Origin of the sequence: Streptomyces sp. NPDC050264, assembly GCF_040655895.1 — a bacterium.
Classification (GTDB): Bacteria; Actinomycetota; Actinomycetes; order Streptomycetales; family Streptomycetaceae; genus Streptomyces.
Map to the genome: position 1 here is coordinate 14,650 of NZ_JBFAKV010000040.1, position 25,278 is coordinate 39,927.

General features: G+C 72.7%; 21 protein-coding genes. 7 read left to right on the forward strand and 14 right to left on the reverse strand.

Annotated features, from left to right (window positions below):
* Positions 1–18: 18 nt before the first annotated feature.
* From AB0J02_RS40685 to AB0J02_RS40695, 3 genes are read right to left on the reverse strand one after another with little or no spacing between them, the layout of a single operon-like run.
* Positions 19–1,308 (reverse strand): sugar ABC transporter substrate-binding protein, encoded by a 1,290-nt coding sequence (locus AB0J02_RS40685; protein WP_363198982.1) that lies wholly within the window; start codon positions 1,306–1,308, stop codon positions 19–21.
* Complete coding sequence (locus AB0J02_RS40690) at positions 1,308–2,138, reverse strand: carbohydrate ABC transporter permease (protein WP_363198962.1); 831 nt, start codon at positions 2,136–2,138, stop codon at positions 1,308–1,310. Before AB0J02_RS40690 ends, AB0J02_RS40685 begins: the two co-directional genes overlap by 1 nt.
* A complete protein-coding gene (locus tag AB0J02_RS40695) occupies positions 2,138–3,061 on the reverse strand; it encodes a sugar ABC transporter permease (RefSeq protein ID WP_363198963.1) in 924 nt (307 codons plus the stop codon). The genes AB0J02_RS40690 and AB0J02_RS40695 overlap by 1 nt, the downstream gene beginning before the upstream one ends.
* A 152-nt stretch (positions 3,062–3,213) precedes the next feature.
* Here AB0J02_RS40695 and AB0J02_RS40700 point away from each other — a divergent pair, with 152 nt between their 5' ends.
* On the forward strand, positions 3,214–4,092 hold the full coding sequence (locus AB0J02_RS40700; protein WP_363198964.1) for an aminoglycoside phosphotransferase family protein: 879 nt from the start codon (positions 3,214–3,216) through the stop codon (positions 4,090–4,092).
* 22 nt (positions 4,093–4,114) lie between these two features.
* Here AB0J02_RS40700 and AB0J02_RS40705 read toward each other — a convergent pair whose 3' ends face one another.
* The 4 genes from AB0J02_RS40705 to AB0J02_RS40720 all read right to left on the reverse strand — a co-directional run bounded on the left by AB0J02_RS40705 (position 4,115) and on the right by AB0J02_RS40720 (position 8,452).
* Entirely contained in the window at positions 4,115–4,861 is a 747-nt protein-coding gene (locus AB0J02_RS40705) for a 3'-5' exonuclease (protein WP_363198965.1), read from the reverse strand.
* A gap of 89 nt (positions 4,862–4,950) precedes the next feature.
* Positions 4,951–6,216, reverse strand: a complete 1,266-nt coding sequence (locus AB0J02_RS40710; protein ID WP_363198983.1) for an SAV2148 family HEPN domain-containing protein — start codon at positions 6,214–6,216, stop codon at positions 4,951–4,953.
* 114 nt (positions 6,217–6,330) lie between these two features.
* Entirely contained in the window at positions 6,331–7,638 is a 1,308-nt protein-coding gene (locus AB0J02_RS40715; RefSeq protein WP_363198966.1) for a copper amine oxidase, read from the reverse strand.
* 58 nt (positions 7,639–7,696) lie between these two features.
* Positions 7,697–8,452 carry a Tat pathway signal sequence domain protein gene (locus tag AB0J02_RS40720; protein ID WP_363198967.1) on the reverse strand — a complete coding sequence of 252 codons (756 nt, stop codon included), beginning with the start codon at positions 8,450–8,452 and terminating at the stop codon, positions 7,697–7,699.
* 198 nt (positions 8,453–8,650) lie between these two features.
* On the opposite strand from AB0J02_RS40720, the gene glgX reads away from it, so the two are divergent.
* The gene (glgX, locus tag AB0J02_RS40725) at positions 8,651–10,768 is read left to right on the forward strand and encodes a glycogen debranching protein GlgX (protein WP_363198968.1); all 2,118 of its coding nucleotides are present in this window, start codon (positions 8,651–8,653) and stop codon (positions 10,766–10,768) included.
* On the opposite strand, the gene AB0J02_RS40730 is transcribed toward glgX, so the two are convergent.
* Positions 10,743–12,038 (reverse strand): MFS transporter, encoded by a 1,296-nt coding sequence (locus AB0J02_RS40730; RefSeq protein ID WP_363198969.1) that lies wholly within the window; start codon positions 12,036–12,038, stop codon positions 10,743–10,745. The genes glgX and AB0J02_RS40730 overlap by 26 nt on opposite strands.
* An 81-nt stretch (positions 12,039–12,119) precedes the next feature.
* Between AB0J02_RS40730 and treY the strand changes: the two genes are divergently transcribed.
* A complete protein-coding gene (gene treY / locus AB0J02_RS40735; RefSeq protein ID WP_363198970.1) occupies positions 12,120–14,477 on the forward strand; it encodes a malto-oligosyltrehalose synthase in 2,358 nt (785 codons plus the stop codon).
* Positions 14,478–14,514: 37 nt separating this feature from the next.
* Here the strand turns inward: treY and AB0J02_RS40740 are convergent, their stop codons facing one another.
* Positions 14,515–15,681, reverse strand: a complete 1,167-nt coding sequence (locus tag AB0J02_RS40740; RefSeq protein ID WP_363198971.1) for a cytochrome P450 — start codon at positions 15,679–15,681, stop codon at positions 14,515–14,517.
* A 402-nt stretch (positions 15,682–16,083) separates the two neighbouring features.
* On the opposite strand from AB0J02_RS40740, the gene AB0J02_RS40745 reads away from it, so the two are divergent.
* Complete coding sequence (locus AB0J02_RS40745; protein ID WP_363198972.1) at positions 16,084–17,325, forward strand: M14 family zinc carboxypeptidase; 1,242 nt, start codon at positions 16,084–16,086, stop codon at positions 17,323–17,325.
* 131 nt (positions 17,326–17,456) lie between these two features.
* On the opposite strand, the gene AB0J02_RS40750 is transcribed toward AB0J02_RS40745, so the two are convergent.
* Positions 17,457–18,008, reverse strand: a complete 552-nt coding sequence (locus tag AB0J02_RS40750; protein WP_363198973.1) for a DUF1707 and FHA domain-containing protein — start codon at positions 18,006–18,008, stop codon at positions 17,457–17,459.
* Positions 18,009–18,342: 334 nt separating this feature from the next.
* Between AB0J02_RS40750 and treZ the strand changes: the two genes are divergently transcribed.
* On the forward strand, positions 18,343–20,088 hold the full coding sequence (gene treZ, locus AB0J02_RS40755) for a malto-oligosyltrehalose trehalohydrolase (protein WP_363198974.1): 1,746 nt from the start codon (positions 18,343–18,345) through the stop codon (positions 20,086–20,088).
* Positions 20,089–20,170: 82 nt separating this feature from the next.
* Here treZ and AB0J02_RS40760 read toward each other — a convergent pair whose 3' ends face one another.
* Positions 20,171–21,079, reverse strand: coding sequence for an aminoglycoside phosphotransferase family protein (locus AB0J02_RS40760; protein ID WP_363198975.1), 909 nt, complete (start codon positions 21,077–21,079; stop codon positions 20,171–20,173).
* A 6-nt stretch (positions 21,080–21,085) separates the two neighbouring features.
* Positions 21,086–22,213, reverse strand: a complete 1,128-nt coding sequence (locus AB0J02_RS40765; RefSeq protein ID WP_363198976.1) for an aminopeptidase P family protein — start codon at positions 22,211–22,213, stop codon at positions 21,086–21,088.
* Positions 22,214–22,472: 259 nt separating this feature from the next.
* Here AB0J02_RS40765 and AB0J02_RS40770 point away from each other — a divergent pair, with 259 nt between their 5' ends.
* Positions 22,473–23,225, forward strand: a complete 753-nt coding sequence (locus AB0J02_RS40770) for a metallophosphoesterase (RefSeq protein ID WP_363198977.1) — start codon at positions 22,473–22,475, stop codon at positions 23,223–23,225.
* Between the two features lie 44 nt (positions 23,226–23,269).
* Here AB0J02_RS40770 and AB0J02_RS40775 read toward each other — a convergent pair whose 3' ends face one another.
* The gene (locus AB0J02_RS40775; protein ID WP_363198978.1) at positions 23,270–23,878 is read right to left on the reverse strand and encodes a PDZ domain-containing protein; all 609 of its coding nucleotides are present in this window, start codon (positions 23,876–23,878) and stop codon (positions 23,270–23,272) included.
* A gap of 127 nt (positions 23,879–24,005) precedes the next feature.
* Entirely contained in the window at positions 24,006–25,019 is a 1,014-nt protein-coding gene (locus AB0J02_RS40780; protein WP_363198979.1) for an asparaginase, read from the reverse strand.
* Here AB0J02_RS40780 and AB0J02_RS40785 point away from each other — a divergent pair.
* Positions 25,018–25,278: P1 family peptidase (locus AB0J02_RS40785; RefSeq protein ID WP_363198980.1), on the forward strand; the 261-nt coding region annotated here is incomplete at its 3' end. The two genes, AB0J02_RS40780 and AB0J02_RS40785, sit on opposite strands and share 2 nt — an antisense overlap.

The following is a 25,278-nucleotide window of genomic DNA, read 5'->3' on the forward strand; positions in this document are numbered from 1 at the left end:
CTTCCGGTGAGCCGGTCGTCACCTCTGGTACCGCGCGAGCACCAGGTTCCCGTCGTCGACCAGGCGGTGCCGGAGTTCACCGAGTCCGATCGCGCCGCTGTAGTACTCCTGCAGCGCGGGCGTGGCCACCTTGTCCTTCCATTCGGGGTAGCCGCGCACGGACTGGGCGGGGGCCGAGCGCAGGTGGGCGGCGAGGGCGGTGCCGGTCGCCCAGCCGTTCTTCCCGGTGTGCAGCGCGGGGTCCTCGAGGGCCTGCGTGCCGGTGGGCAGCATCCAGTCGCCCAGGGCGAGCCGCACCATGTTGCGCGGCTGGAGGAGGAAGTCGATGAACTCGGCCGCCTCCTTCTTGTGCGGGCTGTCCTCGGAGACGGACAGGGTCTGCGGGCTGACGCCCTGGGTGAGCCCGTCGGCCCCGGCCGGCGCGGGCAGCACCTGCCAGTCGAACCCCTTGGGGGCCTGCTGCACGATCTGCTGCCGGTAGGAGAAGCCGAGCGGCACCATCGCGTACTTGCCCGCGAAGAACCCGGGGAGCGTGTCGGACCCGCCCATGCCGAGTGTCGTACCGGACGCGCTGTCGTCGACGTTCACCTGGTCGTGCACGGTGCGCGGCACGACCGCGTCCGCCGCGCCGAAGCGGACCGTCACCTTGCCGTCCCTGCCCCGGTGGAACATCCGCCCGCCGGTGGACAGGGACAGGTTCAGGGTCGCCGACACGGGTTCCTTCAGCGGCCAGGCGACCCCGTACGTGTCCTTGCCGCTGAGCCGCCGGGCGGCCTGCCGGAACTCGGCCCAGGTCCACGGGCGTTCCGGCGTCGGGACCCGGACACCCGACTTCTTCAGCAGGGTCGCGTTGGCGATGAGCACGCGCGGCTCCTGGAGGAACGGCACCCCGTAGATCCCGTTCCCGAAGGTCGCCGTATCCCAACTTCGTTGAGGAATAGCAGACTTGAGCCTGGCAGGCAGGTGGTCGCGAAGGTCCGCGAGGTAGCCGCCGTACGCGAAGTCGGCCAGGTCGTCGGAGGCGTCGTGGATGATGTCGGGCGCCTCACCGCCCTCGAAGGCGGTGAGCAGCTGGTCGTGGACGCTGTCCCAGCTGCCCTGGACGTACTTCACCTGAATGCCGGGGTGCGCCGCGTTCCACTCCTTCACCAGCTCTTTGTTGGCGTCGACGGACTCCTTCTGCCAGGCCAGGGACTGGAATTCGAGGGTGACGCGCCCGTCGGTGGGCTCCGGCCCCGACGAGCAGCCGGCGAGCAGCAGCGTCAGCGACGCGGCGAGAGCGCGGGTCAACTGCATTACTTTCCACATCACTTCACGGCTCCTGCCAGCATGCCGCCCGCGATCCGCTTCTGGATGACCGCGAAGATCACCAGTGACGGCAGCGTCGCCAGGAACGCCGCGGCGGCGAGCGGGCCCAGGTCGGCGACGCCCTCGGCGCCGAGGAAATGGGTGAGGATCACGGGCAGCGTCTGCCGCTCCGGGGTCTTCATCAGGACGAGAGCGAAGAAGAACTCGTTCCACGCGCTGATGAACGCGAACAGGCCCGTCGCGACGATGCCCGGCGCGAGCAGCGGCGCCGTCACGGAGACCAGGATGCGCAGCCGCCCCGCCCCGTCGACCGCCGCGGCCTCCTCCAACTCCCTTGGTACGGCCCGGACATAGCCGACGAGCATCCACAAGGCGAAGGGCAGCGCCCACACCACGTAGACCATGATCAGGCCGGGCAGGGCGTTGATCAGGTGGAGGTTCTTGAGGATCAGGAACAGCGGGATGATCACCAGGACGAACGGGAACGCCTGGCTCACCACCACCCAGCCGGTCGCCGCCCGCGACACGAGCGAGCGGTGGCGTGCCATGACGTACGCCATCGGCGTCGCGAGGGCGAGGGCGATCACGGCGGTGCCGACCGCCACGAGCAGGGAGTTGCCCGCGGCGCGCAGCAGAGGCTGTTCGTCGAAGGCCTGCCGGAAGTTGGCGAGCGTGGGGTCACCGGGGAGCCAGGTCGGGTGCAGGCTCGCGAGCTCGCGCGGCGGCTTGAACGCGGTGGAGATCAGCCACAGGAACGGGAAGACGAGGAAGACGAGATAGGCCAGGAGCGCGAGGTACTGGCCCGCGCGGGCGGGCTTGGACGGCTTCATCACTGCTCGTCGCCTCCCTTCAGGCGGCCCATCAGATAGAGGGCGAGGAGGATCGAGATGACGGCGACCATGACGCAGCCCATCGCCGCCGCATAGCCGAACTGGCCGTAGCGGAAGGCCTCTTCGTACGCGAACAGCATGGGGAGCCGGGTGCGGCCGCCGGGCCCGCCGTTGGTCAGGACGTAGACCAGGGCGAAGGAGTTGAAGTTCCAGATGAAGTTGAGGGCGCTGATGGCGAGGGCGACGGGGCGGATCGCGGGCCAGGTCACCGTGCGGAACCGGCGCCAGGCGCCCGCCCCGTCCATGGCGGCCGCCTCGTGCAGTTCGCGCGGGGTGTGCTGCAACCCGGCGAGCAGCGCGACCGTGGTCTGCGGCATGCCCGCCCAGATGCCGACGACGATGACGGCGGGCAGCGCGGTGGCGAGACCGGTGAGCCAGTCGCGCCCGTCGCCGAGGCCGAGGTCGCGCAGCGTCTCGTTGAGGATGCCCGCGTCCGGGTGGTAGACGAGGCGCCACATGATGCCGACGACGACCTCCGGCATCGCCCACGGCACGATCGCGAGGGCCCGCGCCAGCCAGCGGAAGCGGAGGTTCTGGTTGAGCAGCAGCGCGAGGCCGAGGGCGAGCAGGAACTGCGGGACCGTCACGCCGACCGCCCACAGCAGGCCGATGCGGAACGACTCCCAGAACAGGGTGTCGTGCAAGAGGTCCCGGAAGTTGAGGGTGCCGACCCACTGGGTCGCCGTGGTGCGGCCCGACTGGGAGTCGGTGAACGCGAGCCCGATCCCGTACAGCAGCGGGCCGACGCTCAGGACCAGGATCGGGAGGAGCGCGGGAAGCACCAGGAACCAGGCGCCCTGCTCTCTGTGCGGACCGGACGCGGGACGCTGCCCCGTCCGCGCTGGTGCGGTCGCCGAGGTCACGGATGCGACTCCTTCGGGCGGTTCGGATGGCACACGGCTCTTCCGGCCGCCCCGGCGGCCTCCGTCATCGTGCTGACGCGGTCCTACGACGTCAAGGCATACGGACGGGTGCGAGACTGGGCCGGTATCGGCAGGCACGCGGGAGGCGAGTGATGGACGAGGCACGGGCACGGGACGTGCTGGCGCGGGCGGGCGTCGTGGACGGCCCGGCGGGCGGCGCGGAGCTGCTCGCTCTCGGCGAGAACGCGGTGTTCGCGGCCGGTGATCTCGTCGTCAAGGTGGGCCGCGGCACCGACCGGGCGCCCGAACTCCTGGACCGGGCCCGCCGCGAGCTGGCCATCGCCGCGTACCTCGCCGAGCACGGCGTACCGGCCGTGCGGGCGGCGAAGGCCGAGCCGCTGCTGGTCGACGGGCATCCGGTGACGGTGTGGCAGCGCATCCCGGCGTCGGTGCGGCCCGCGGAGCCGCGCGATCTGGCGGAGCTGCTGAAGCTGGTGCACGCGCTGCCGGCGCCGAGCGGGTTCGCGCTGCCCCGGCGGGAGTTGCTGGGCGGCGTCGAACGCTGGCTGCGGCTGGCGGGCTCCGCGATCGACCCGGCGGACGCGGCGTATCTGCGCGAGCGCCGCGACGGCTTCGCGGCGGCCGCCGCCGCGCTGACCCCACGCCTGGCCCCCGGGCCGATCCACGGTGACGCCCTGCCCCGCAATGTGCACATCGGGCCCGACGGGCCCGTCCTCGTCGACCTGGAGACGTTCTCGTCGGATCTGCGGGAGCACGATCTGGTGGTGATGGCGCTTTCACGGGACCGGTACGGGTTGCCTGCGGCGGCCTATGAGGGGTTCGTCTCCGCGTACGGATGGGACGTGCGGGAGTGGGAGGGGTGCGCGGTGTTGCGGGGGGCGCGGGAGACCGCGTCCTGTGCGTGGGTCGCACAGCATGCGCCCAGCAACCCGGCCGCGCTGGCGGAGTTCGGCCGGCGGGTGGCGTCCTTGCGGGACGGGGACACCTCCGTGCGGTGGTATCCGTTCTGAGCCTCCGCTCGGACTCCCCCGGCTAACGCCGGGAGGTGCCCCCGGACGGGCTGGATGTGGGGGTCAGGGTTCTCATCGGCCACGCCGGGTCCACCACCGCCGTCGCGTCGCCCTTCTTCCTCAGGAAGCTCTGGAAGTCCGCCGCCCACTCCGCGTACCACTCCACCTGGCGGCGGTGCAGCTCGGCCACTCCCAGGGACGCGACCTTCGCGTGGCGTTCGCCTATCGCGCGGGCGAGCAGCACCGCGGCCAGGGCGTCCGCCGAGGCGTCGTGCGCCGCGTCGAGCGTGACGCCGTACTCGGTGCAGACCGCCTCCAGATTGCGCTTGCCGCGGCGGTAGCGGTCGGCGGTGCGGTCGATCGTGTACGGGTCGATCACCGGGGCCGGGTCCGTGCCGCCGAGGCGCTCGCGCAGCGAGGGCAGGCCGTACCGGGCCAGCTCGGCGGAGAGCAGGGTCAGGTCGAACGCCGCGTTGTACGCGACCACCGGGACGCCGGTGCGCCAGTATCCGACGAGTACCTCGGCGAGGGCGTCGGCCACGCGGTCGGCCGGCTCGCCGTCCGCCGTCGCCCGCTCGTTGCTGATCCCGTGTACGGCGACCGCCTCGTCCGGGATCGGTACGCCGGGGTCGGCCAGCCACTGCCGGTGGCCGAGGACCGCGCCGTCCCTGACCTCTATGACAGCGCCGGTGACGATACGCGCCTCGCGCGGATCCGTCCCTGTCGTCTCCAGGTCGAAGCCGACCATCAGCTCCCGGTGCCAGCTCATGGCAGCCCCCTTCTCGTGGTGCGTTCCCCCAGTGACCACCACCTTCGCATGCGCCACTGACAATCCGTCCGGCGCCGGCCCGGGCGCCCCTACGACACCGGGCGGCCGTCCGCCCACGCCTGCTCGAACTCGTCCCGGTATGTCACGAACAGCCCGTTCTCCCCGTCCACCGGGGCGCCCGCCTTGACGAGGCGTCCGCCGCCGCGCAGCACGAGGACCGGCGCCTCCATCCCGCGCGTGCGGCGCAGGTAGGACTGGACGACCGCGACGCCGTCCGAGCCGTCGCCGTCGACGAGGTACGCGGTGAAGCGGGGCGTCTCGTCGAAGACCTGGATCTCGAACGCGCCGGGGTCGCGCAGCCGGGCCCGTACGCGGCGCATGTGCAGGATGTTCATCTCGACCGCGCGGCTCAACTCGCCGCGTTTGATACCGAGTTCCCTTTCGCGGCGTTTGACCGAACTGGACGCCGGGTTCAGGAAGAGGAGCCGCGTCCGGCAGCCCGACTCGGCGAGTCGCATCAGGCGGCGGCCGGAGAAGTTCTGGACGAGGAGGTTCAGCCCGATCCCGATCGCGTCCAGGCGCCGGGCGCCGCCGAAGAGGTCCTCGGCGGGGAACTGGCGGAGCAGCCGCACCCGGTCCGGGTGCACGCCCACCACGTCCGCGTACCGGTCGCCGACCAGGTCCTCGACGGCGTCGATGGGCAGCCGGCGGGCCGAGGGGACGTCGGAGCCCGCGCCGAGCATCTCCAGGAGGCGGGCGGAGGCGCGCTCGGCCTGGGCGAGGACCGTCTCGGACAGGGCGCGGTTGCGGGAGACCACATTGCGGGTGACCTCCAGCTCGTCCAGGGCGAGTTCGACGTCGCGCCGGTCGTCGAAGTACGGCTCGAAGCAGGGCCAGTGCTGCACCATCAGCTCCCGCAGCTGCGGGAGGGTGAGGAAGGACAGCACGTTGTCGTCGGCCGGGTCGAGGAGGTAGCCCTTGCGGCGGCTGACCTCGCGCACGGCGACGGCCCGCTGCACCCACTCCTGCCCGGCGGGCCCGGCGGCGGCCACGACCCAGTCGTCGCTGTGCACGGGCTCGTAGATGGGACGCAGCACGGCCGCGACGACGGCGCGCAGCCGCTGCTCGACCAGATTCAGCCAGATGTACGCGCGCCCGGCTCGTTGGGCGCGCGTACGGACCTCGCGCCATGCGTCGGCGCCCCAGTCCAGTTCGGGTCCGATCTGCGACCCGACATCCATGGGCCGAGCCAGTGACACCGCTCCGGGCGGGATGTCCGCGGAGGCTGCCCCTGAACCCTCCTGACCCTCGTGACCCTCGTCACCAGGGGGCAGCTCAAGCCCTCCCGAGCTCACCCGCTCCGCACCGCCTTCCGCTCCCCCGAGCTTGTCGAGCACTCCCCCAGCAACGATCAAGGAAGGGTACTCCGGGAGCGGCGGGCGGTGCAGCCCGATGGAGATGCGAGTTTCTCAACTACCGTTTCTGGGCACGCCGTTCTGGTCCGCCAGGTCGGCGGGAGTGAGCGGGCTCATAGCGGTGACGTCCCTGGGAGCCAGCGAGAAGCCCTGCCAGTGGACCGGCATGGGCTGCTGGTCCTCGTCCCGGGCGATGTGGTGGAACCCGACGTTGACCCAGGTGATCGGGTGGTTCAGCGTCTGCCCGGTGACCCACTTGTCCACACTTGTGCCGCCGCAGCGGGCCGAGGGGTTGTCGCTCGCGTACTGCTCGCACTTCTTGTACTCGGTGAAGTACACGTCGTGCTTGGTGAACGAGCGCCCGGGGAACTTGCTGGAGCGGCCGGGCACGAACTCGTAGGACCTGGGGTGCCCGTCCTTGTTCTTGCCGGCCGTGGAGACCACCCGCCACCAGCGCATGTCCTTCACGTCACCGGAGAGTTCCTTGGTGACGGGGGTCCTGGTGGTCTTCGTGGTCGGCGAGCCGCTGCCGCTCGGCGGGGTCACCTTGGAGTCGTACTGCTCGACCTTGCTCTTGTTGGAGCCGTCCAGGCCGAAGTTGAGCCGCCAGAAGACGTTGTGGCTGTGGCTCTCGGCGTAGGCGCTCGCCCCCTTGCCGATGGGCCAGCCCTTGCCGTCGGTGCCCGTGTAGTCGTACGGGGAGAGGCTGCCGGTGGCGCCGACGTTCGAGGTGATGGTGCCGTCGGAGGAGAAACGCCACTCGGTGATGTACTCGTACCAGGACGCCTTGTTGACGGTGTAGACGAGCAGGTCCTTGCCCTGGGCGCTGTAAAGCTTGCCGCTGCCGCCGGTCGACTCGTCGTCGTTGAGCCGGTACGCGTGTCCGCGCGCACGCGTGGTCGTGCACAGCCCCGTCACGTTCCCCCGGTCGGGAACCTTGACCGTCTTGATGGTGCCGCCCGGGCACTCGGCCGGCCGGAGGTTCTGCAGGGCCTGGCCGAAATCGGTGCCGGTGACGTCGTCGTACTCGGCCTCACCGTCGTCGTACGGGACATGGACCTGCGCGAGGCGGGCACTGGTGAGGACACGGATCGGCTTCGGCTCGCTCTTGGGCTGGTAGCTCACGTCGTCGAGGACCAGGCCTGAGAGGGTGTTGTAGTGCCAGCACATGCGCCAGGTGGTACCGCCGTCGAGGGTCTGCTCGATCTTGTACGCGGCCGAGCAGGCGGGCGCGGCGGCCGCGGGCGCCGCCGTGGCGGCCGGAGCGGTGGCGAGAGCGGTGCCCAGCAGCGCGGTGACCGCGAGGCCGGAGAGGACGGCAGCGGGCCGTCTGCGGGCGCGCTGAACTCTGTTGACGTGCATACGGAAGGGCTCCCTTGTGCAGGAGGAGTATGTGGAGGGTTCGGTACCGGAACGGCTCTCAGGCGAGGCGGCCGACCGTGCGGGCGCTCAGGTCGACGACGAGGGCGCGGGTGTCGATCCACGGCCCGTTCTCGACCTTGACCACGACGCGCAGGCAGCGGTGCTCGCCGCAGGCGGTGAGGTCGGAGGGGACGTCCGCGACGGTCGCCTTGCGGAACACCATGCCGCTGAGCTGCAGCTGCGCGGCGTTCGTGAGCCGCTTTCCGGTGGCGTCCTTGTAGTCGCTCTTCAGGTCGGCACCGAGCCTGTCGGCTATCAACAGCCCTGTGGCCTCGGCCAGTTCGGCCCGACTGGGCGGCGGCTGCACGCCCTGGTCGCTCTGCGTGTCCTCCACCTTGCCGGTGTCCAGGTTCACGGTCTTGGTGATGACGGAGTCACTCTTGTAGTCGTAGGAGACGACGTCCGCGCGGCGCTGTCCGGCGGCCGCGCCGGTCAGGCCCGGGTCGATCTCCGTCAGGTTCGTCGACAGGTGCTGCGGACCTCGGTCGCCCTCCACGTCCCGGGCCTTCATCCGCAGGCCGTTGTTCTGCTCCGCCAGTTTCTCGGCGCGGTCCATCTCGGCGTCGGTGAGCGGGTCCCTGCCGACCCCCTTGTCACCCTCGGCCGGGGCCGCCTCGACCTTGCCCGCCGGGGCCACCGCGTCCTGCTGGGCCGCCCCCGCCCTGGCCGCGCCCCCGGAGCCCCCTTCGCCGTCCGGCAGCGCCACGGCGACGGCCACAGCGGCCCCGGTGGCCGCGAGGGCCACTGTCGCCACAAGTTTCCCGAGATGTCTTCTTGCCGGCTCGCGCACGTCTTCCCCCCTGGTTCCCCGGCAGACCCACGCGCGGGCATACCGGTATTACGTGGTCTTCATGTAAGAGGGACCCAACTCGTAGGTGGTTCCGCCACTTTCGGGGGAGAGACTGACTGATGTCGCCCGGACCGCCGGGCCGGAATTGGAAGAGTCGACACCATGCAGGTCTGGCCTGGACAGGCGTATCCGCTCGGTGCCACGTACGACGGCGCCGGTACGAACTTCGCGGTCTTCTCGGAGGCCGCGGACCGAATCGAGTTGTGCCTGCTGCACGACGACGGCTCGGAGACCGCCGTGGAATTGAGGGAGTCCGACGCGTTCGTCCGGCACGCCTACCTCCCCGGGATCATGCCCGGGCAGCGGTACGGCTACCGTGCGCACGGCCCCTACGAGCCCGCACGCGGGCTGCGCACCAACTCGGCGAAGCTGCTCCTCGATCCGTACGCCCGCGCCATCAGCGGGCGCATCGACTGGACGGAGGCCGTGTACGGATATCCGTTCGGCGAGCCGGACAAGCGCAACGACCTCGACTCCGCACCGCACATGATGGCGTCGGTCGTGGTGAACCCGTACTTCGACTGGGGCGACGACCGTCCGCCGCGCATCGACTACCACGAGACCGTCCTCTATGAGGCCCACGTCAAGGGCCTGACGATGCAGCACCCGGCACTGCCGGAGGAGCTGCGCGGCACGTACGCGGCGCTCGCGCATCCGGCGATCATCGAGCACCTCACCGAACTGGGCGTCACGGCACTGGAGTTGATGCCGGTGCACCAGTTCGTCAACGATCACCGGCTGGTCGACATGGGCCTGAACAACTACTGGGGCTACAACACGATCGGCTTCTTCGCCCCGCACAACACGTATGCGTCGTGGGGCGACCGGGGCGAGCAGGTCCTGGAGTTCAAGTCGGCGGTACGGGCGCTGCACCAGGCGGGCATCGAGGTCATCCTCGATGTCGTCTACAACCACACGGCGGAGGGCAACGACCTGGGTCCGACGCTGTCCTACAAGGGCCTCGACAACCCCTCGTACTACAGGCTGGCCGACGACGCGCGTTACTACGAGGACACCACAGGGACGGGCAACTCGCTCCTGATGCGGTCCCCGCACGTGCTCCAGATGATCATGGATTCGCTGCGCTACTGGGTGGAGGAGATGCACGTCGACGGGTTCCGCTTCGACCTGGCCGCCACCCTGGCGCGACAGTTCCACGAAGTGGACCGGCTGTCGTCGTTCTTCGACCTGGTGCAGCAGGACCCGGTGGTCTCCCGCGTGAAACTGATCGCGGAGCCCTGGGACGTCGGCGAGGGCGGCTACCAGGTGGGCAACTTCCCGCCCCTGTGGACCGAGTGGAACGGCAAGTACCGTGACACCGTACGGGACTTGTGGCGGGGTGAACCGCGCACGCTCGCCGAGTTCGCAGGCCGGCTCACCGGCTCGTCCGACCTCTACCAGGACGACGGCCGCCGCCCTCTGGCGTCCATAAACTTCGTGACCTGCCACGACGGTTTCACCCTGCACGACCTGGTGTCGTACAACGACAAGCGCAACGACGCCAACGGGGAGGACAACCGGGACGGCGAGAGCCACAACCGGTCGTGGAACTGCGGCGCCGAGGGCGCGACCGACGACGCTGAGGTGCTCGACCTCCGGGCCCGCCAGATGCGTAACTTCGTCGCTACGTTGATGCTGTCGCAGGGCGTGCCGATGCTCAGCCACGGCGACGAGTTCGGGCGCACCCAGGGCGGCAACAACAACGCGTACTGCCAGGACAACGAGGTGGCGTGGGTGCGCTGGGCGGACTCGGACGCACCGCCCGAGCCCTTCCTGGAGTTCACGCGCGCGATGGTGCGGCTGCGCCGCGAGCACCCGGTGTTCCGCAGGCGCCGCTTCTTCCACGGCCGCCCGGTGGAGGGCACGCACGACGAGTTGTCGGACATCGCCTGGTTCACCCCGGAAGGCGAGGAGATGACACAGCAGGACTGGGGTGCGGTGCAGGCCAGCGCCCTGTCGGTGTTCCTGAACGGCAACGCGATCTCGGAGCCGGGCCCGCGCGGTGAGCGCATCATGGACGACTCGTTCCTGCTGCTGTTCAACGCCTCCCCGGAGCAGCTGGAGTTCGTGGTGCCGGTGGACCACGGCCGGCAGTGGCAGGCGGTCGTCGACACGGCGCTGCCGACCGGCCTGCCCGCCGCCGACGGCCAGAAGGTGCAGGCGGGCGACCGGCTGGCGCTGCCCGGCCGGAGCCTCACGGTGCTGCGACGGCCCGCGTAGCGGCCTGGAGGGGCCGTACGCGCAGCGCGACGAGGAAAGCGAGGGCGGCGGCCGCGCTGCCCATCGCGAACGCCACGGCGGGCCCGTGGGCCTGCGCGAGCCGGCCCGCCACGGCGAGCGTGACGGCCTGCCCGCCGACGAAGGCGCTCGCGGCGACCGTCATGCCCTCGGCGAGCCGTTCGCGCGGCACGGCCCGCTCGGTGAGCCCGAACCCGGTGATCAGGTTCGGGGCGAACAGGGCGCCGAAGACGGTCACGGCGACGTACAGGAGCCACATCGTGTGGGTGACGATCAGCGGCAGCGACAGGAGGGCGGCGGCCCCGGTGGCGAGGCGCCAGCGGGTGGGCAGCGCGAACCGCTCGGGCACCGCGGCCATCGACAGGCCGACCACGGCACTCATGACGCCCATCGCGGCGTAGACGAGGCCCGCCTGGTCCTCGTGGCCCAGTTCCTGGGTCAGCGCGGTGATTCCGGCGCCGCAGCCGCCCAGGAGGACGCCCAGCAGGACGAGCCCGACGCGCACGACGTGCACCTGGCGCGGCATCCGGGCCCGCTCGACCCCCGCGCGTGGCCGCGCGTCCGCCGCGGTACGGGGGACGGCGGCGGCCGTGGGGTGCAGCGCGAACCCGGCGCCGCAGACGGCGACCAGGAGGGCCGCGGCCCCGAACGCGTAGGCGGGGTGCGCCACCACGGAGGCGACGCCGATGAAGGCGGGGCCGAGGACGAAGGAGAGCTCGTCCATGGTCGACTCCAGCGACAGGACGGCGTTCACGACCCGCTCGTCCACCCCCTCGCGGCGCACGAGGGCGACCCCGCGGGCGCGCGCGAGCGGCCCGACACCGGGCACGGTGGCGCCCGCCAGGACGCCGAGCACGACCAGGAGGAGCGTGGGCAGGCCGTACAGCGCGCCGAGCGTGTAGGCGGCTATGGCGGCGGAGTTGAGCAGCGCGAAGGCGAGCACGACCGGGCGCTGGCCGCGCCGGTCGGCAAGCCGCCCCACGAACGGCCCCATGGCGACCTGGCCGAGCGCGAGGGCGCAGGCGACGGTGCCGCCGGTGGCGAGCGACCCGCTGGTGCGGGTCACCAGCAGCACGCTGCCGAACTGGATCACCGCGACGGGCAGCCGCCCGAGGAACGAGACGACCGGGAGGAGCGCGCCGGTCACCGCGATCACCTGGCGGTACGTGTCGAGCGTGCCGGTCGCTTTCACGGCCGTGGTCGGCGTGCTGGGTGTGCGGGGCGTGCTTGGCCTGCTTGTCCTGCTTGTCATCGGACGACGCTAACGACACGCGGCGCGCCGCCCGCATGCGGTGAACGCACGAAAGGCTGCGGTGGGGGTAAGTAGATTCGCATGACGCCTCAGCACCCGACGGCCACCTACCGGCTCCAGCTGCAACCGGATCTCGGCTTCGCCGCGGCCGCGGCCGCGGTCCCGTACCTGGCCTCTCTGGGGATCTCCCATCTGCACCTGTCGCCGGTCCTGGAGGCCGTGCCCGGGTCGACCCATGGCTACGACGTGGTGGACAGCGCGCGCGTACGCGGCGAACTGGGCGGCGAGGACGGCCTGCGAGCGCTCGCCCGGACGGCCCACGAGCACGGCCTCGGCCTCGTCGTGGACATCGTGCCCAACCACATGGCCGCCTCCGTGCGCCACAACCGACAGCTGTACGAAGTGCTGCGCGACGGACCGTCGTCTCCGTATGCGCGCTGGTTCGACATCGACTGGCAGGCGCAGAACGGCCGGGTCCTGATGCCCGTCCTGGCCCATCACATCGGGGAGGAACTGCCCCACTTCAAGGTGGACGGCGACGTACTGCGCTACTACGAGCACGAGTTCCCCCTGCGCGAGGGCACCCGCACGCTGCCGCTCCCGGAGCTCGTGGACGCCCAGTGGTACCGCCCGGCCTGGTGGCGCCTCGCGCGCACGGAGCTGAACTACCGGCGCTTCTTCACGATCTCCGACCTGATCGCCGTGCGCGTGGAGGACCCCGACGTCTTCGACGCCACCCACGCGACCGTCCTGCGTCTCCTGCGTGAAGGTGTCGTCGACGGTCTGCGCGTCGACCACCCCGACGGGCTCGCCGATCCGGGTGCCTACTTGCAGCGGCTGAGCGACGCGACCGGCGGACGGTGGACCGTCGTCGAGAAGATCCTGGAGGACGACGAACAGCTGCCCGCCGCCTGGCCGGTGGCCGGCACCACCGGCTATGACGCGCTGCGGCACATCGACGGCCTGTTCACCGACCCGGCGGGGGCGGATCAGCTCACCGGACTGTTCCGCCGCTTCACGGGCGTCGCGGCCGACCGGGGCGGCCGGTGGGCGGCCACCGTGCGCCGCGCCGCCCACCGGGTCGTCACGCACGAGCTGGCCACCGAGGTCGAGCGGCTGACCCGCGAGGCGGCCGAGCTGTGTGCCCTGACGCCGGGACTGCGCGACCACGCTCCCTGGGCGCTGCGCACGGCCCTGTGCGAGCTGCTGGTGCGCGTCCCGGTGTACCGGCCGTACGTGACGGGGGGCGCCGATCCGGAGACGGTCCTGACGGCCTCCGACGCGGCCGACGCGAAAGCCGCGTTCACGGTCCCCGAGGAGGCGCGTGCGGTCGACGCCGTACGGGACCTCGCGCTCGGCCGGCACGGCGACGGCCCCCGGCACACGGCGTTCCGGGCGCGGTTCGCGCAGACCTCGTCGGCGCTGCGCGCCAAGTCGGTCGAGGACAAGGCGTTCTACCGGTACACGCCGCTCCTGTCGGCCCTGGAGGTGGGCGGCCGCCCCCAGAGCCCGGCGGTCCCGGCCGGGGCGTTCCACGCGTACTGCGCGCGCGTACAGCGGGACTGGCCGTACACATCGACGGCGCTGTCCACCCACGACACGAAGCGCAGCGCGGACGTCCGGGCGGGCGTCGCGGTGCTCACCCAGTGCCGCGACGGGTGGGAGACGGTGCTGGCCCGGGTGACGGAGCGGACCGCGCACGGCGGCGGCACGAGCTCCCCTGACCCGCAACTGGCGTGGGCCGCCTGGCAGACGGTGGCCGGGCTCGGCCCCGCGGACCCGGAGCGGCTTCAGGAGGCGCTGCTCAAGCACGCGCGCGAGGCGGGCCTGTTCACGACGTGGACGGAGCAGAACGCCGCTTATGAGAGCGCGCTGCGGGACTTCGTGGCGTCCGGCCCGTGCGGCCCGCCCGGAGAGGAGGTGCTGGGCTTCATGGCGGAGCTGGCGCCCCACGTGCGGGCGAACATCCTGGGCGCGGCCCTGGTGCACCTCACGATGCCGGGCGTACCGGACGTCTACCAGGGCACCGAGCACGAGTACCGCGCTCTGGTGGACCCGGACAACCGGGCGCCCGCGCGCTTCGACGCGCAGGAGCGGAGCGCGCTCTCCGAGGAGAAGGCGGCGCTCACGAGGGCGGCCCTGCGCCTTCGCAGGGAGCACCCGGACTGGTTCGGTGGCGCGGCGACCTATGAGCCGTTGTCCGCGGAGGGTGCGGCCGAGGGGCACTGCGTGGCCTATGTGCGCTCGGACCGTGTGGTCGTGGCGGTGACCCGGCTGTCCCTGCGGCTGGCCGAGGCGGGCGGGTGGCGGGAGACGGAACTCGCGCTCCCTGAAGGCGAGTGGACCGAACTGCTCGACTCCGAGCGGCAGTTCAGCGGCCACGCGCGCGTGGCCGACCTTTTCCGACACCTGCCGGTGGCGCTGCTTGTCCGGCCCTGAGTCAGCGCAGAAGTCGACGCCGTAGGCCTGGCCGACGTCAGCGCAGACGTACGTGAAGGGCGGCGGGAGACCGGGTGAGCAGCCCTTCGGGGACGGGCCGGAATCCCGGCGCCCACGCCACCCCGGGCAGGGCGTCGAGCAGGGCGCGCAGCCCGGACTCGGCGGTGAGGCGGGCGAGTCGGGCGCCCAGGCCCTCGCCGGAGCCCGCCCCGGACGCGTGCCGCCCGGGTACCGCGCGGAACAGGTCGTAACGGTCGGGGTCGGCGAACCGGTCGGCGTCCCGGCCCGCCGAGCCGACCAGGCACGCCACGGTGGCACCCGCCGGGATCGTGCCGCCGCTCACCGCGACCGGCGCGAGAGCGTGGCGCAGCACGATGTGCACGGCCGGGTCGTGGCGCAGCGACTCGGCCCAGGCGGCCCCGGCCAGGGCGGGCCCGGCCCGCAGCAGGGCGAGCTGCGCCGGGTGGTCCAGGAGGTTGGCGAGGAGGGAGGCCAGCGCCCGGTCGGTGGCCTCGCCGCCCGCGCCGAGCAGCTGCGCCACGAGCCCGGTGACCGCGTCGTCGCCGAGCCGCCGCCCGTCGGCCCGCGCGGCGCACAGCACGGAGAGGAGGTCGTTCCGCGGGTGCGCGCGGCGGCGTACGAGATGGGGCCGCAGAAGGGCCGCCAGGCCGTCGGGGACGGCGCCGGGGTGGGTCGGGGAGGTGCGGCACCAGTCGGTGACGCGGGCGGTGTCCTCGTGGGGCAGGCCGAGCGCCGCCACCACCGCGGCGACGGGCAGCCAGTGGCAGAACTCCTCGACGAGGTCGGCCTCGTGCCGCCGGTGGAGGCGGCGGGCGAGTACGTGGGCCGTACGTTCCGCGCCGGCCTTCAATGCGGCCAATACGTGCCCTTGTACGGCCGGGGAGGCGAGGGCGCGGTACGCCGTGCGCGTGGCCTCTTCCAGGCGGGCGGAACCGCGGCCGGGCGGCGCGGCGACCAGGCGGGGGTCGGTCAGCGCCGCGCGCACGTCCACGTAGCGGCTCAGCAGCCACGCGCCGAAGGGCTTGTCCTCAAGGAGCGGGTGGGTGTCGCGCAGGGTGCGGTACAGCGGGTACGGGTCGCGGGCGACGGCCGGGTCCGCGAGGCTCGGCGGCGACGCCGGGGCGCGGCGCGCGTGCGGGCCCGGAGCGCTGGGGCGTGAGGCCGGTCCGGAAGGGCACAGCACCGCGGGGCTCCCGTCTGGGCCGGTGCGCGCACCGATCGCTGCGCGCGGCTGTTCCCAGGGCACCACCGGGGGCCGCGGCGCGCAGTCCTCGTACGGCCGTACGGGTGACGAGGCCGCGTCGCGCGCGGGTCACGACGGGCTCGGAGCCCCTCCCCGCGGGCCTGCCGACGGGCGAGCGGAGGTCCGGGGCCCACCCTGGCCCCGGGACCGTCCGGAGACTCCCGACAGGACACGGCGCGGCACCTCCGTGCACGCCCCATACTGTCCGAAAGCGTCAGCGGGACGTGCCGCGTCCCCGCGTGGCGTAGCCTGCACCAGCAACGAGCCACAACACAGGCCTTCTTGACAGGTGCGGTCGGGCGTGGGGTACTGCGGGTGCTGACGCCGAGAGCACCGACGGGGGTGAGTCATCTGACGGAGCAGCGGTATCCCACCTCGGGCGAACTGGCCCAGTCAGCGCGGGAGCTGGCGACCCACCGACCCGACTTGTGCCGGATACGCCAGGTCGGCACATCGCGTGCCGGCCGTCCTCTGCACCTGCTGTCCGTCGGACACGACCCGCGCACCGTCCTCGTCGTCGCGGGCGCGCACGCCAACGAGCCGACGGGCGGTCTCACTGCGCTTCACCTCGCCGAACAGGCTTTGCACGAGCCGTCGTTGAGATTCGACCGATCGTGGCACTTCTTGCTGTGCGCCGACCCGGACGGTGCCTCCCTGCACCGCACGCCCGCCCCGCGCACCCTGCTCGACTACCACCGGCACTTCTTCCGCCCGGCGGGCCCCGAGCAGCCGGAGTGGTCGCCGTCGGTGCTTCCCCCGGACCGCCTCCCGCCCGAGACGACGACGCTCACCGGCGTCATCGACGAGCTGCGGCCCTACCTCCAGGTGTCGCTGCACGGCACCGAACTCGGCGGCAGCTGGGTGCAGTTGACCCGGGACATTCCGGGGCTGGCGGAGGCGTTCGCGAAGTCGGCGGCCGAGCTGCACATACCGGTGGAGACCGGGGCGTCGGACGCGGCGGGCTGGCCGACGTCCGGGCCGGGGGTCCATGTGATGCCCGACCCCGACGTACAGGCCGCGTTCCCGAGTCTGCCCGACGACGCCCGGCACTCCACCTGGCACCACGCCCACCGCTACGGCGGCTCCACGGCGATCGTCGAGGTGCCGATGTGGGCCAGCGACCTGGTGGACGACCCGGCGCCGCACCCGGCGCCGGAGCGGGCGATGCGGCGCATCTCGGCGCGGCTGAGCCGGGACACACGGCTCGTGGAGGAGATCCTCGCGGAGTCCCTGCCCCGCCTGCCCGACACCACGGGGCCGCTGCTGCGGGCGGCCCGCTGGGCCCTGAGCCTGGTGCCGGGCCTGGCGGACGACTGGCTGCGGCCGCCGCCGCCGGACGCGACGATGGCGTACATCGGCAGTATCGACGCGTTCGCCCGGCGCCTGCCGTTGCGGGCCGCGGCGATGCTGCTGCGGGTCCTGGAGGAGGCCGGGGACCCGGCCACACCCCGACTCGACGCCCTCGTCACCCGGTGGTGCGAGGTGTACGCGGACCGGTTCGGGGCGCGCTGGGTGCCGGTGGCCCACCAGATCGAGCACCAGGCGCGGACGACGATCGCGGCGGTCCGCCACGCCCAGGGGTGACCTCGCGGCTCGGCCGATCGTGAACAGGGATCACGTGGAGGCGTTCATCACGCACGCGCCGGCAAGGTCGCGGGCGGTGAGGCGTCGTCCACCCGAACGGGGCGCCGGCAACGGTCGGCCGGCGGACGGGCTCAGCTCGTGGACAGCCTGAACGACATGTGGCCGAAGCCGACCTGGTCGCCGTCCTGGACGACGGCGGCGCCGGTCACCCTGCGCCCGTTCACGGACGTCCCATTGGTGGAGCCGAGGTCGCGCAGCACCCACGTGCCGCCCTGGTGGGTCAGCTCGGCGTGCACCCGGGAGACCGTGTCGTGGCTGAGTCGCAGCCCGTTGGCCGGGTCGCGGCCGATGCGCAGCGGGTAGGGGTTGCTCTGCGGGGGGAGCAGCAGCTTGGGCAGCCGCTCGACGGTCCAGGCCCTGCGCAGCCGCACGGTGAATCCGGAGACCGCGCCCACGGCGCCGAGGACCGCCCTCGACCAGCGGTTCTCATGGCGCAGATCGGCGGTGAGCGCGTCGAGTTCGTCGGACCTGCGGGCGGCGAACGCCAGCTCCATGCGGCGCACGAACGTGTCGTGCGACAGCCGCCCCAGCGCGGCGCCGTCCCTGAGCACCTTCAGCGCACGATCCCGCTCGGCGTCGGTCAGCCGCGCCGGGTAGGTGTGGTGTTCAAAAGAGGACGTCACGCGTGTGATTGTCGGTCAGCGCGGCCGGAGTGTCCAGAAAACGAGGGGCATCACGCGCGTGCCCGCTGCTACGTTCGCCCGGCCGCGGCCGCGAACAGGCCGCCTCAGAAGGAGAGTTCCCGACCTGTACGAAGGCCGGTACCCGGTGACACAGAAGCGTGACCGCTGGATGTGACCGGACCGGCCCCGCAAGAAACTGGCCGCACCGATAGCGGGCCTCACAAAAAAAGTGCGGACCCAGTAGTGGTGAATTCCCGGCGAGACGATCACGCCTGACGCACCATGGACGCGTCGTCACTGTCGGCAGACATCCGGCTACGAGGGGGAACCGACCGTGCAGTTCGAGGTGTGGGCACCACAGGCCGAGCGGGTCACGCTCCACTGCGACGGCGCCACGCGCGCGTTGGAGCGCGATCCGGACCGTGCGGGCTGGTGGGCGGGGCGGGCCGACGCCCAGGACGGGGCGCGGTACGGGTTCGCCCTGGACGACGGCCCTGTGCTGCCCGACCCGCGCTCGCGCCGCCAGCCCGACGGCCCCGACGGCCTCAGCGCGGTCGTCGACCACGACCGGTACGCGTGGCGCGGCGACTGGCCGGGCCGTGATCTGACCGGAGCGGTCCTGTACGAGCTGCACGTGGGCACGTACACGAAGGAGGGCACGCTGGACGCGGCCGCGGCGCGACTCGGCCATCTGGCCGAACTCGGTGTCACGCACGTCGAGCTGATGCCGCTGTGTCCCGTACCCGGCCGGCACGGCTGGGGGTACGACGGGGTCAGCCTGTGGGCCGTGCACGAGCCGTACGGCGGCCCCGAGGCGCTGAAGCGCTTTGTCGACGCGGCGCACGAGCTCGGTCTCGGCGTCGTCCTCGACGTCGTGCACAACCATCTGGGCCCGGCGGGCAACTATCTGGCCGCGTTCGGGCCGTACTTCACGGACACGCACCACACGCCGTGGGGCAGCGCCGTGAACCTCGACGCGCCCGGCTCGGACGGGACCCGCGCCTACCTTCTCGGCAGCGCGCTGGCCTGGCTGCGCGACTACCGCATCGACGGTCTGCGCCTCGACGCGATCCACGAGCTGCACGACCAGCGCGCCCTGCCCTTCCTGGAGGAGCTGTCGGCGGCCGTGGACGAGCTCGCGGACCGGCTCGGCCGCCCGCTGTTCCTGATCGGCGAGTCCGATCTGGCGGACCCGCGCGTCATCACTCCTCGCGCCGAGGGCGGTCTCGGGCTGCACGCGCAGTGGAACGACGATGTCCACCATGCCGTGCACGCGGCCGTGACCGGTGAACAGCAGGGCTACTACGGCGACTTCGCGCGCGAGCCGCTGGCCGCGGTCGCCAAGACGCTGACACGCGGCTTCTTCCACGACGGCACCTACTCGACGTTCCGCGGCCGCCACCACGGCCGCCCCGTGGACCGCGCCCGCACCCCCGCGCACCGCCTGCTCGCCTACACCCAGACCCACGACCAGGTCGGCAACCGCGCGCAGGGCGACCGCCTCGCCGCCACCGTCTCGCCGGGTCTGCTGGCGTGCGCGGCGACGCTGGTCCTGACGAGCCCGTTCACGCCGATGCTGTTCATGGGCGAGGAGTGGGCGGCGAGCACGCCGTGGCAGTACTTCACGGACCACACCGACCCGGCGCTCGCCGATGCCGTACGCACCGGCAGGCGCCGGGAGTTCGCGGCGCACGGCTGGGCGGAGAAGGACATCCCGGACCCGCAGAACCCGGCCACGCGCGAGCGGTCCTGCCTCGACTGGTCGGAGCCGGAAGCGGGGCACCACGCGCGCGTGCTGGCCTGGTACCGCGACCTGATCGCCCTGCGGCGCGCCCGCACGGACCTGCGGGACCCGGATCTGGCGGCGGTCAAGGTCGCGTACGACGAGGAAGCCCGCTGGATCGCGTATCGCCGGGGCGACCTGCGGGTGGCGGTGAACCTGTCGGGGCGGCCGGTGTCGATCCCGCTGGGGCGGCCGGTGGCGCAGGTGCTCGCGGCGTGGGAGCCCATCCAACTGCCCGGGGACGACGGCGCGTTGACTGTTCCGGCCGAGTCGTGCGTGGTCGCGGTGGCGCCCTGACGGGGCGCCGGGAGGCGGCGGCAGGCCCTCGGCCGTAGAGGGCCTGCCCCCTGTATCGGCAAGGGCCTGCCCGCTCGGGGGCCTACCCCTCCGACACCAGTTCCAGCAGGATCGGCTCCCAGGCCCGCTCCAGCTGTGTCCGCAGCAGGCTCACGGGGCTGTCGGTATCGGCCCCGAAGAGCCGGTCGGCGAGCCCCACCAGCGCACCGCACCGGGCCAGCCACAGGCCCCGCAGACAGACCCGGGGCCCGTACCCGGCCAGCGTCGCGGAGCGCACCGCCGCCCGCGCGCCCACCGCGACGGCGAGCCCCGCGATGTCCTCGGCCGGGTCGCCGACCACGGCGTCGGCCCAGTCGAGGACACCGCGCACCCGGCCGTCCCGCGACACGGTCAGATGCTCGCCCTTGAGGTCGTGGTGGACGAGCACGGCGTCCGCCTGCGGGCCGAGCTGGGCGACGGCATGGGAAGTCAGCTGGGCGAGCCGCGCCGCCTCGAACTCGTCCTCCCCGGCGAGCTTGCGGGCCGCGACACCGGCCGCCCGCCGCAGGTTCTCCAGGGAGCGCGGCGCCACCTTCGGCACACCGAGCGGCACGGCCCGGGCGGCCGGCACCGCATGGAGGCCGGTGAGCAGCGCCGCGAGGTCCTCCTCGCCGGCCGCGGTGACGTCGCGGACCTCCGCGGACTCGCCGGACAGCCGGGTGTCGAGGGTGTAGGCGAGGCCGGGCGCCCACTCCCCCGCCGCCACGGACGCGGGCACGGCGACGGTGACGTAGGGGCGCAGGAGGTCCCGCAGCCGCAGTTCGCGGCGCAGGCGCCGCGACACCGGCCTGTCGGGGGCGAGCCGCAGCACGTGCCGGGCGCCCACCCACCAGGTGGAGTGCTCGCCGCCCTCGGTGACGGGGCGCACCTCGGCGCCGCCGCCGTCCGGGAGCAGGGTCCCCAGAAGGCGGCGCACCGCCTCCGCGGTGGGCTGCTCCGGCGTCGGCGGCATCGTCGGTCAGCCTACGATCGCCAGGTCCCGGGCGGTGGAGTTGAGGCGCCGGCCGCCGTCCTCGGTGACGGTGACGATGTCCTCGATGCGGACGCCGAAGCGGCCGGGCAGGTAGATGCCGGGCTCCACCGAGAAGCACATGCCGGGGACGAGGGGCTGCTCCTCGCCCTCGACCATGTACGGCGGTTCGTGCGTGGTGACGCCGATGCCGTGGCCGGTGCGGTGGATGAAGTACTCGCCGTACCCGGCGTCGGTGATGACCTCGCGGGCGACCCGGTCGACGTCCTGGCAGGCGATGCCGGGCCGCACGGCGTCGCAGGCCGCGGTCTGCGCCTCGCGCACGATGTCGTGGACGCGCCGCTCCTCGTCGGTGGGTTCGCCGACGTGCACGGTGCGGGAGGTGTCGGAGCCGTAGCCGTGCTTGAGGCCGCCGAAGTCGAGGACGACCATGTCGCCGTCCTGGACGACGCGGTCGCCCGGTGCGTGGTGCGGGTCGGCGCCGTTGGGACCGGAGCAGACGAGGGTGAAGTCGACCTGTTCGTGCCCGAACTGCTCCAGCAGGCCGGCGAGTTCACGGGAGAGGTCGATCTCCTTGCGCCCTGCGAAGGGGACCTTCCTGATCTCCTCGTACGCGGCGTCGGCGGCGGCACCTGCTGCCGCGAGGCGCTCCAGTTCGGCGGCGTCCTTGACGCCGCGCAGCATCGGCAGGGCGTCGGTCAGCGAGACGTACGAGGTGTCGGGCAGGGTGCGCTGGAGGCCGAGCAGGTGCATGGCCCAGGCGTTGTCGCTGACGCCGAACCGGCCCGATCCGTCCAGGAGCGGGGCGGCGATCGCGTACGGGTCCTTGCCGTCGGTCCAGTCGCGCAGGGTCATCGCGCCGGCGCCCGCGGCCTTGGCGGCGTCCGGCGCTTCCAGGGCGGGCACGACGAGGGTCGGCTCCCGGTCCGCGGCGAGCACCAAGAGGGTGAGCCGCTCGGTGTCGGCCGGCACGTGGTACCCGGTGAGCCACACCAGGTCGGGTCCCGGCGCGACGAGCACCCCCGCGAGCCCGGCGTCGGCCGCGGACTGCGCGGCACGGTCCATACGGGCCTTGTAGTCGGCGGCGTTGAAGGGCGCGGGTGTGCCGGTCGTCATGGCCGGGCCTCCGTGACGTGAGAACGAGAACGCGGGGACAAGAGGGACACGGGTCCCCGGCAGCATCCTGCCCGGAGGCGGGGGACGGCGCGAGTCCGCCCCCGGCCATCGCTTCACACCTTCAAAGCCAGTAACGCGGGCACGCGCGCGTGCGGCACCGAGCCTCCGATTAATGGAAGGGCGTTGCTGCCGCATTAATCCTAATGGTTAGATCGGCATGCCCCATTAGGCGAGGCCGACTCTTCGAAGGACGTACGCCATGCTTGTGCTGGCCCAGATCAGCGATCTGCATCTCGACGGAACCCCGCGCGCCACCGAGCGGGCCCGGCGCGTGCTGGACCATCTGCGGGCACTGCCGGGGCCGCTGGACGCGCTCCTGGTCACCGGCGACATCGCGGACCACGGCGCCGAGGCGGAGTACGAGGAGGCGGCCGGACTGCTCGGGCTGCACGACCCCGTGACGCCGTTCCCCGTCCTGCCCTGCCCGGGCAACCACGACAGTCGCGTCCCGTACCGCAAAGCCCTGCTGCGTGAACCGGGAGGCGACGGCCCGGTCAACCGTGCGCACCGGGTGGGCGACGCGCTCGTGCTCATGTGCGACTCCAGTGTTCCGGGCGCGGACGAAGGAAACCTCGACGAGGAGACGTACGCCTGGATCGAGGAGGAGCTCGACGCGCTCGACGGCGAGACGCCCGTCCTGATCGCCTTCCACCATCCGCCCCTGGCCCTGCACCACCGCCTGCCCGACCGCTACCAGCTGGCCCAACCGGGCCTACTGGCACGGCTGTTGGAGCGCCGGCCGGAGATCGTCGCGGTGATCACGGGCCATGCGCACACCCCGGCCGCGACCCTGTTCGCCGGGCGGCCGCTGACCGTGGGGCCCGGCGTGACCTGGACGTTGCGGATGCCCTGGGAGGGCGAGCAGTTCGCGAACCGGGAGGCGCCGGTGGGCCTGGCCTTCCATGTACTGGACGACGAGCGGCGACTGACGACGCACTTCCGCACGGTCTGACACCTCTGCCCATGACTGACGCCTCTACCCATGACTGAGCCGCGTCACGTCACCACGCCCGGGGTGACCGCCAACGTCTGGCGTACGCCGTTCATATGACGCACCGTCATGGGCAGCTGATGGCCCGGCCGGGCGTCCGAGACGACGGCCGCGAGGTCCCCGGCCGAGCCGATGCCCGCTGTGCCGAGGCTCAACAGGACGTCACCGCGCACCAGTCCGGCCGAGTAACCGGGCCCGGGAACGTGCACGGCGACGACGAGCGCGCCGGGCCCCTTCGGCGCGTCGACCACCTCCACGCCGAGGCTGCCCCGGGCAGCGGGGGGCGTCGGGGTCAGGGCCGACGCGCTCCCGGCCGGCGAGGAGGACTTCACGGACGGAGCGGAAGGTTTCGGCGGGGCCCCGACGGCCGCCTTCTGCTGCATCTCGGCCAGTTCGCTCATCCCGATGACCGTGGCGCCGACGGTACCGAGGCCCACCCCGGCCAGCACCAGGACCAGCGCGCACAACAGGCCGGACAACAGCCCGACCAGGCGCCTGCCGCGGCGCCGCGCGGCATGTGGGCGCCGGGCGGGCCGGGGGATCGGGCCGGGCTTCCCGGGGTCGTGCACCGGTGCGCCCGGCATCCGTTTGGGACGCAACGCAGTCTGTTCCATGGCTCGCCGCCTCCGGTCCCTGGGTTGCTCGCTCCGGCCACAGCCCTACCCTGCGCGCCCTCCCGTGACGATCCCCGAACGAGTGAGAGTGCCGGATCCCGCTCGAATTCCCGGGCGTCCGCCCAGGTCAGCCGGTGCTCGCGGTGAGCACCGCCGACGGCCGTACGGCGCCGACCGGTTCGCCGTGCCCGAGGACCGGCGCCTCGGTGAGGGCGGACAGCCGCGGGTCGGCGTCCACGTCCACACCGAGATGGCGCAGGGCCGCGGCCATCACGACGGGCCGGGGCCGCTGACCGCCGTCGGCGATCTTCAGGGCGACCGCCGAACCGTCGGGCAGGGCCAGGGCGTAGACCCCCTCGGCGCCGTCCTTGGCGACGGCGCCGGGCAGGGACCGCATGAGGTCCGTGACGTCGCGGCCGGTGCCGCCGACGTACTCGGGATGAGCGTTCATCGCGGCGGCGACCCGCGCTTCGGGGCTGCCCGCCGGAGCGGTCGCGATCCGGGCGAACGCGCGGGCGAGCCCGGTGAGCGTGAGCGCGAACAGGGGGGCGCCGCAGCCGTCCACGCCGACGGCGGTGGACTTCTCGCCGGCGAGGTCCTCCAGGGTGTCGCGCAGAGTGCGCTGGAGGGGGTGCCCGGGGTCGAGGTAGTCGTCGGTGGACCAGCCGGCGACGACGCATGTGGCCAGCATGGCGGCGTGCTTGCCCGAACAGTTCATGGTGATGCGGGTCGGGCCGAGCCCGGCGGCCAGGTGCGCGGGGCCGGACACGGCGCCGATGGGGAGCGCCGGGGTGCACCGCAGGGCGTCCTCGGCCAGTCCGGCGCCCGCGAGAATGCGCCGTACGCCGTCGAGGTGGAAGGCCTCGCCCGAGTGGCTGGCGCAGGCCAGGGCGAGCAGTTCGCCGTCGAGGTCGAGGCCCGCGCGGAGCATCCCGGCGCTCTGCAGCGGCTTGTTGGACGAGCGCGGGTACATCGGGATGCCGACGGGGCCCACTGCCAGGACGGGGTGGCCGTCGGCGCCGAGGACCACGACGGCCCCGTGATGCACGGACTCCAGGAAGTCGCCCCGCCACACCTCGGCGAGCACGGGACAGGTGTCCTGCGCGGATGCGCCGGGCTCCTCGGTGTCTACGGCGGTCATGCTCGTCCTTTCGGTCGGTGCATCGCTCGCAGCCATCGTGGCACCGCCATGGCAGTGCTCCATCCTCGTCGCCACGGACGCCCCGGCCGACGCGCGTCGGCTGCGCCGCATCACCCGGCGCACCACCGTCGGACCCGCCCGGACCGGCGGCGGCGTCCAGCAAGGCAGCGGGGAGTACGCGCCGGCCCGGCAGCCGACGACCAGCCTCGCCGGTACACCGGTTTCGGGATCGCCCGGAGCGGCTCGGCACGAAGCCGAA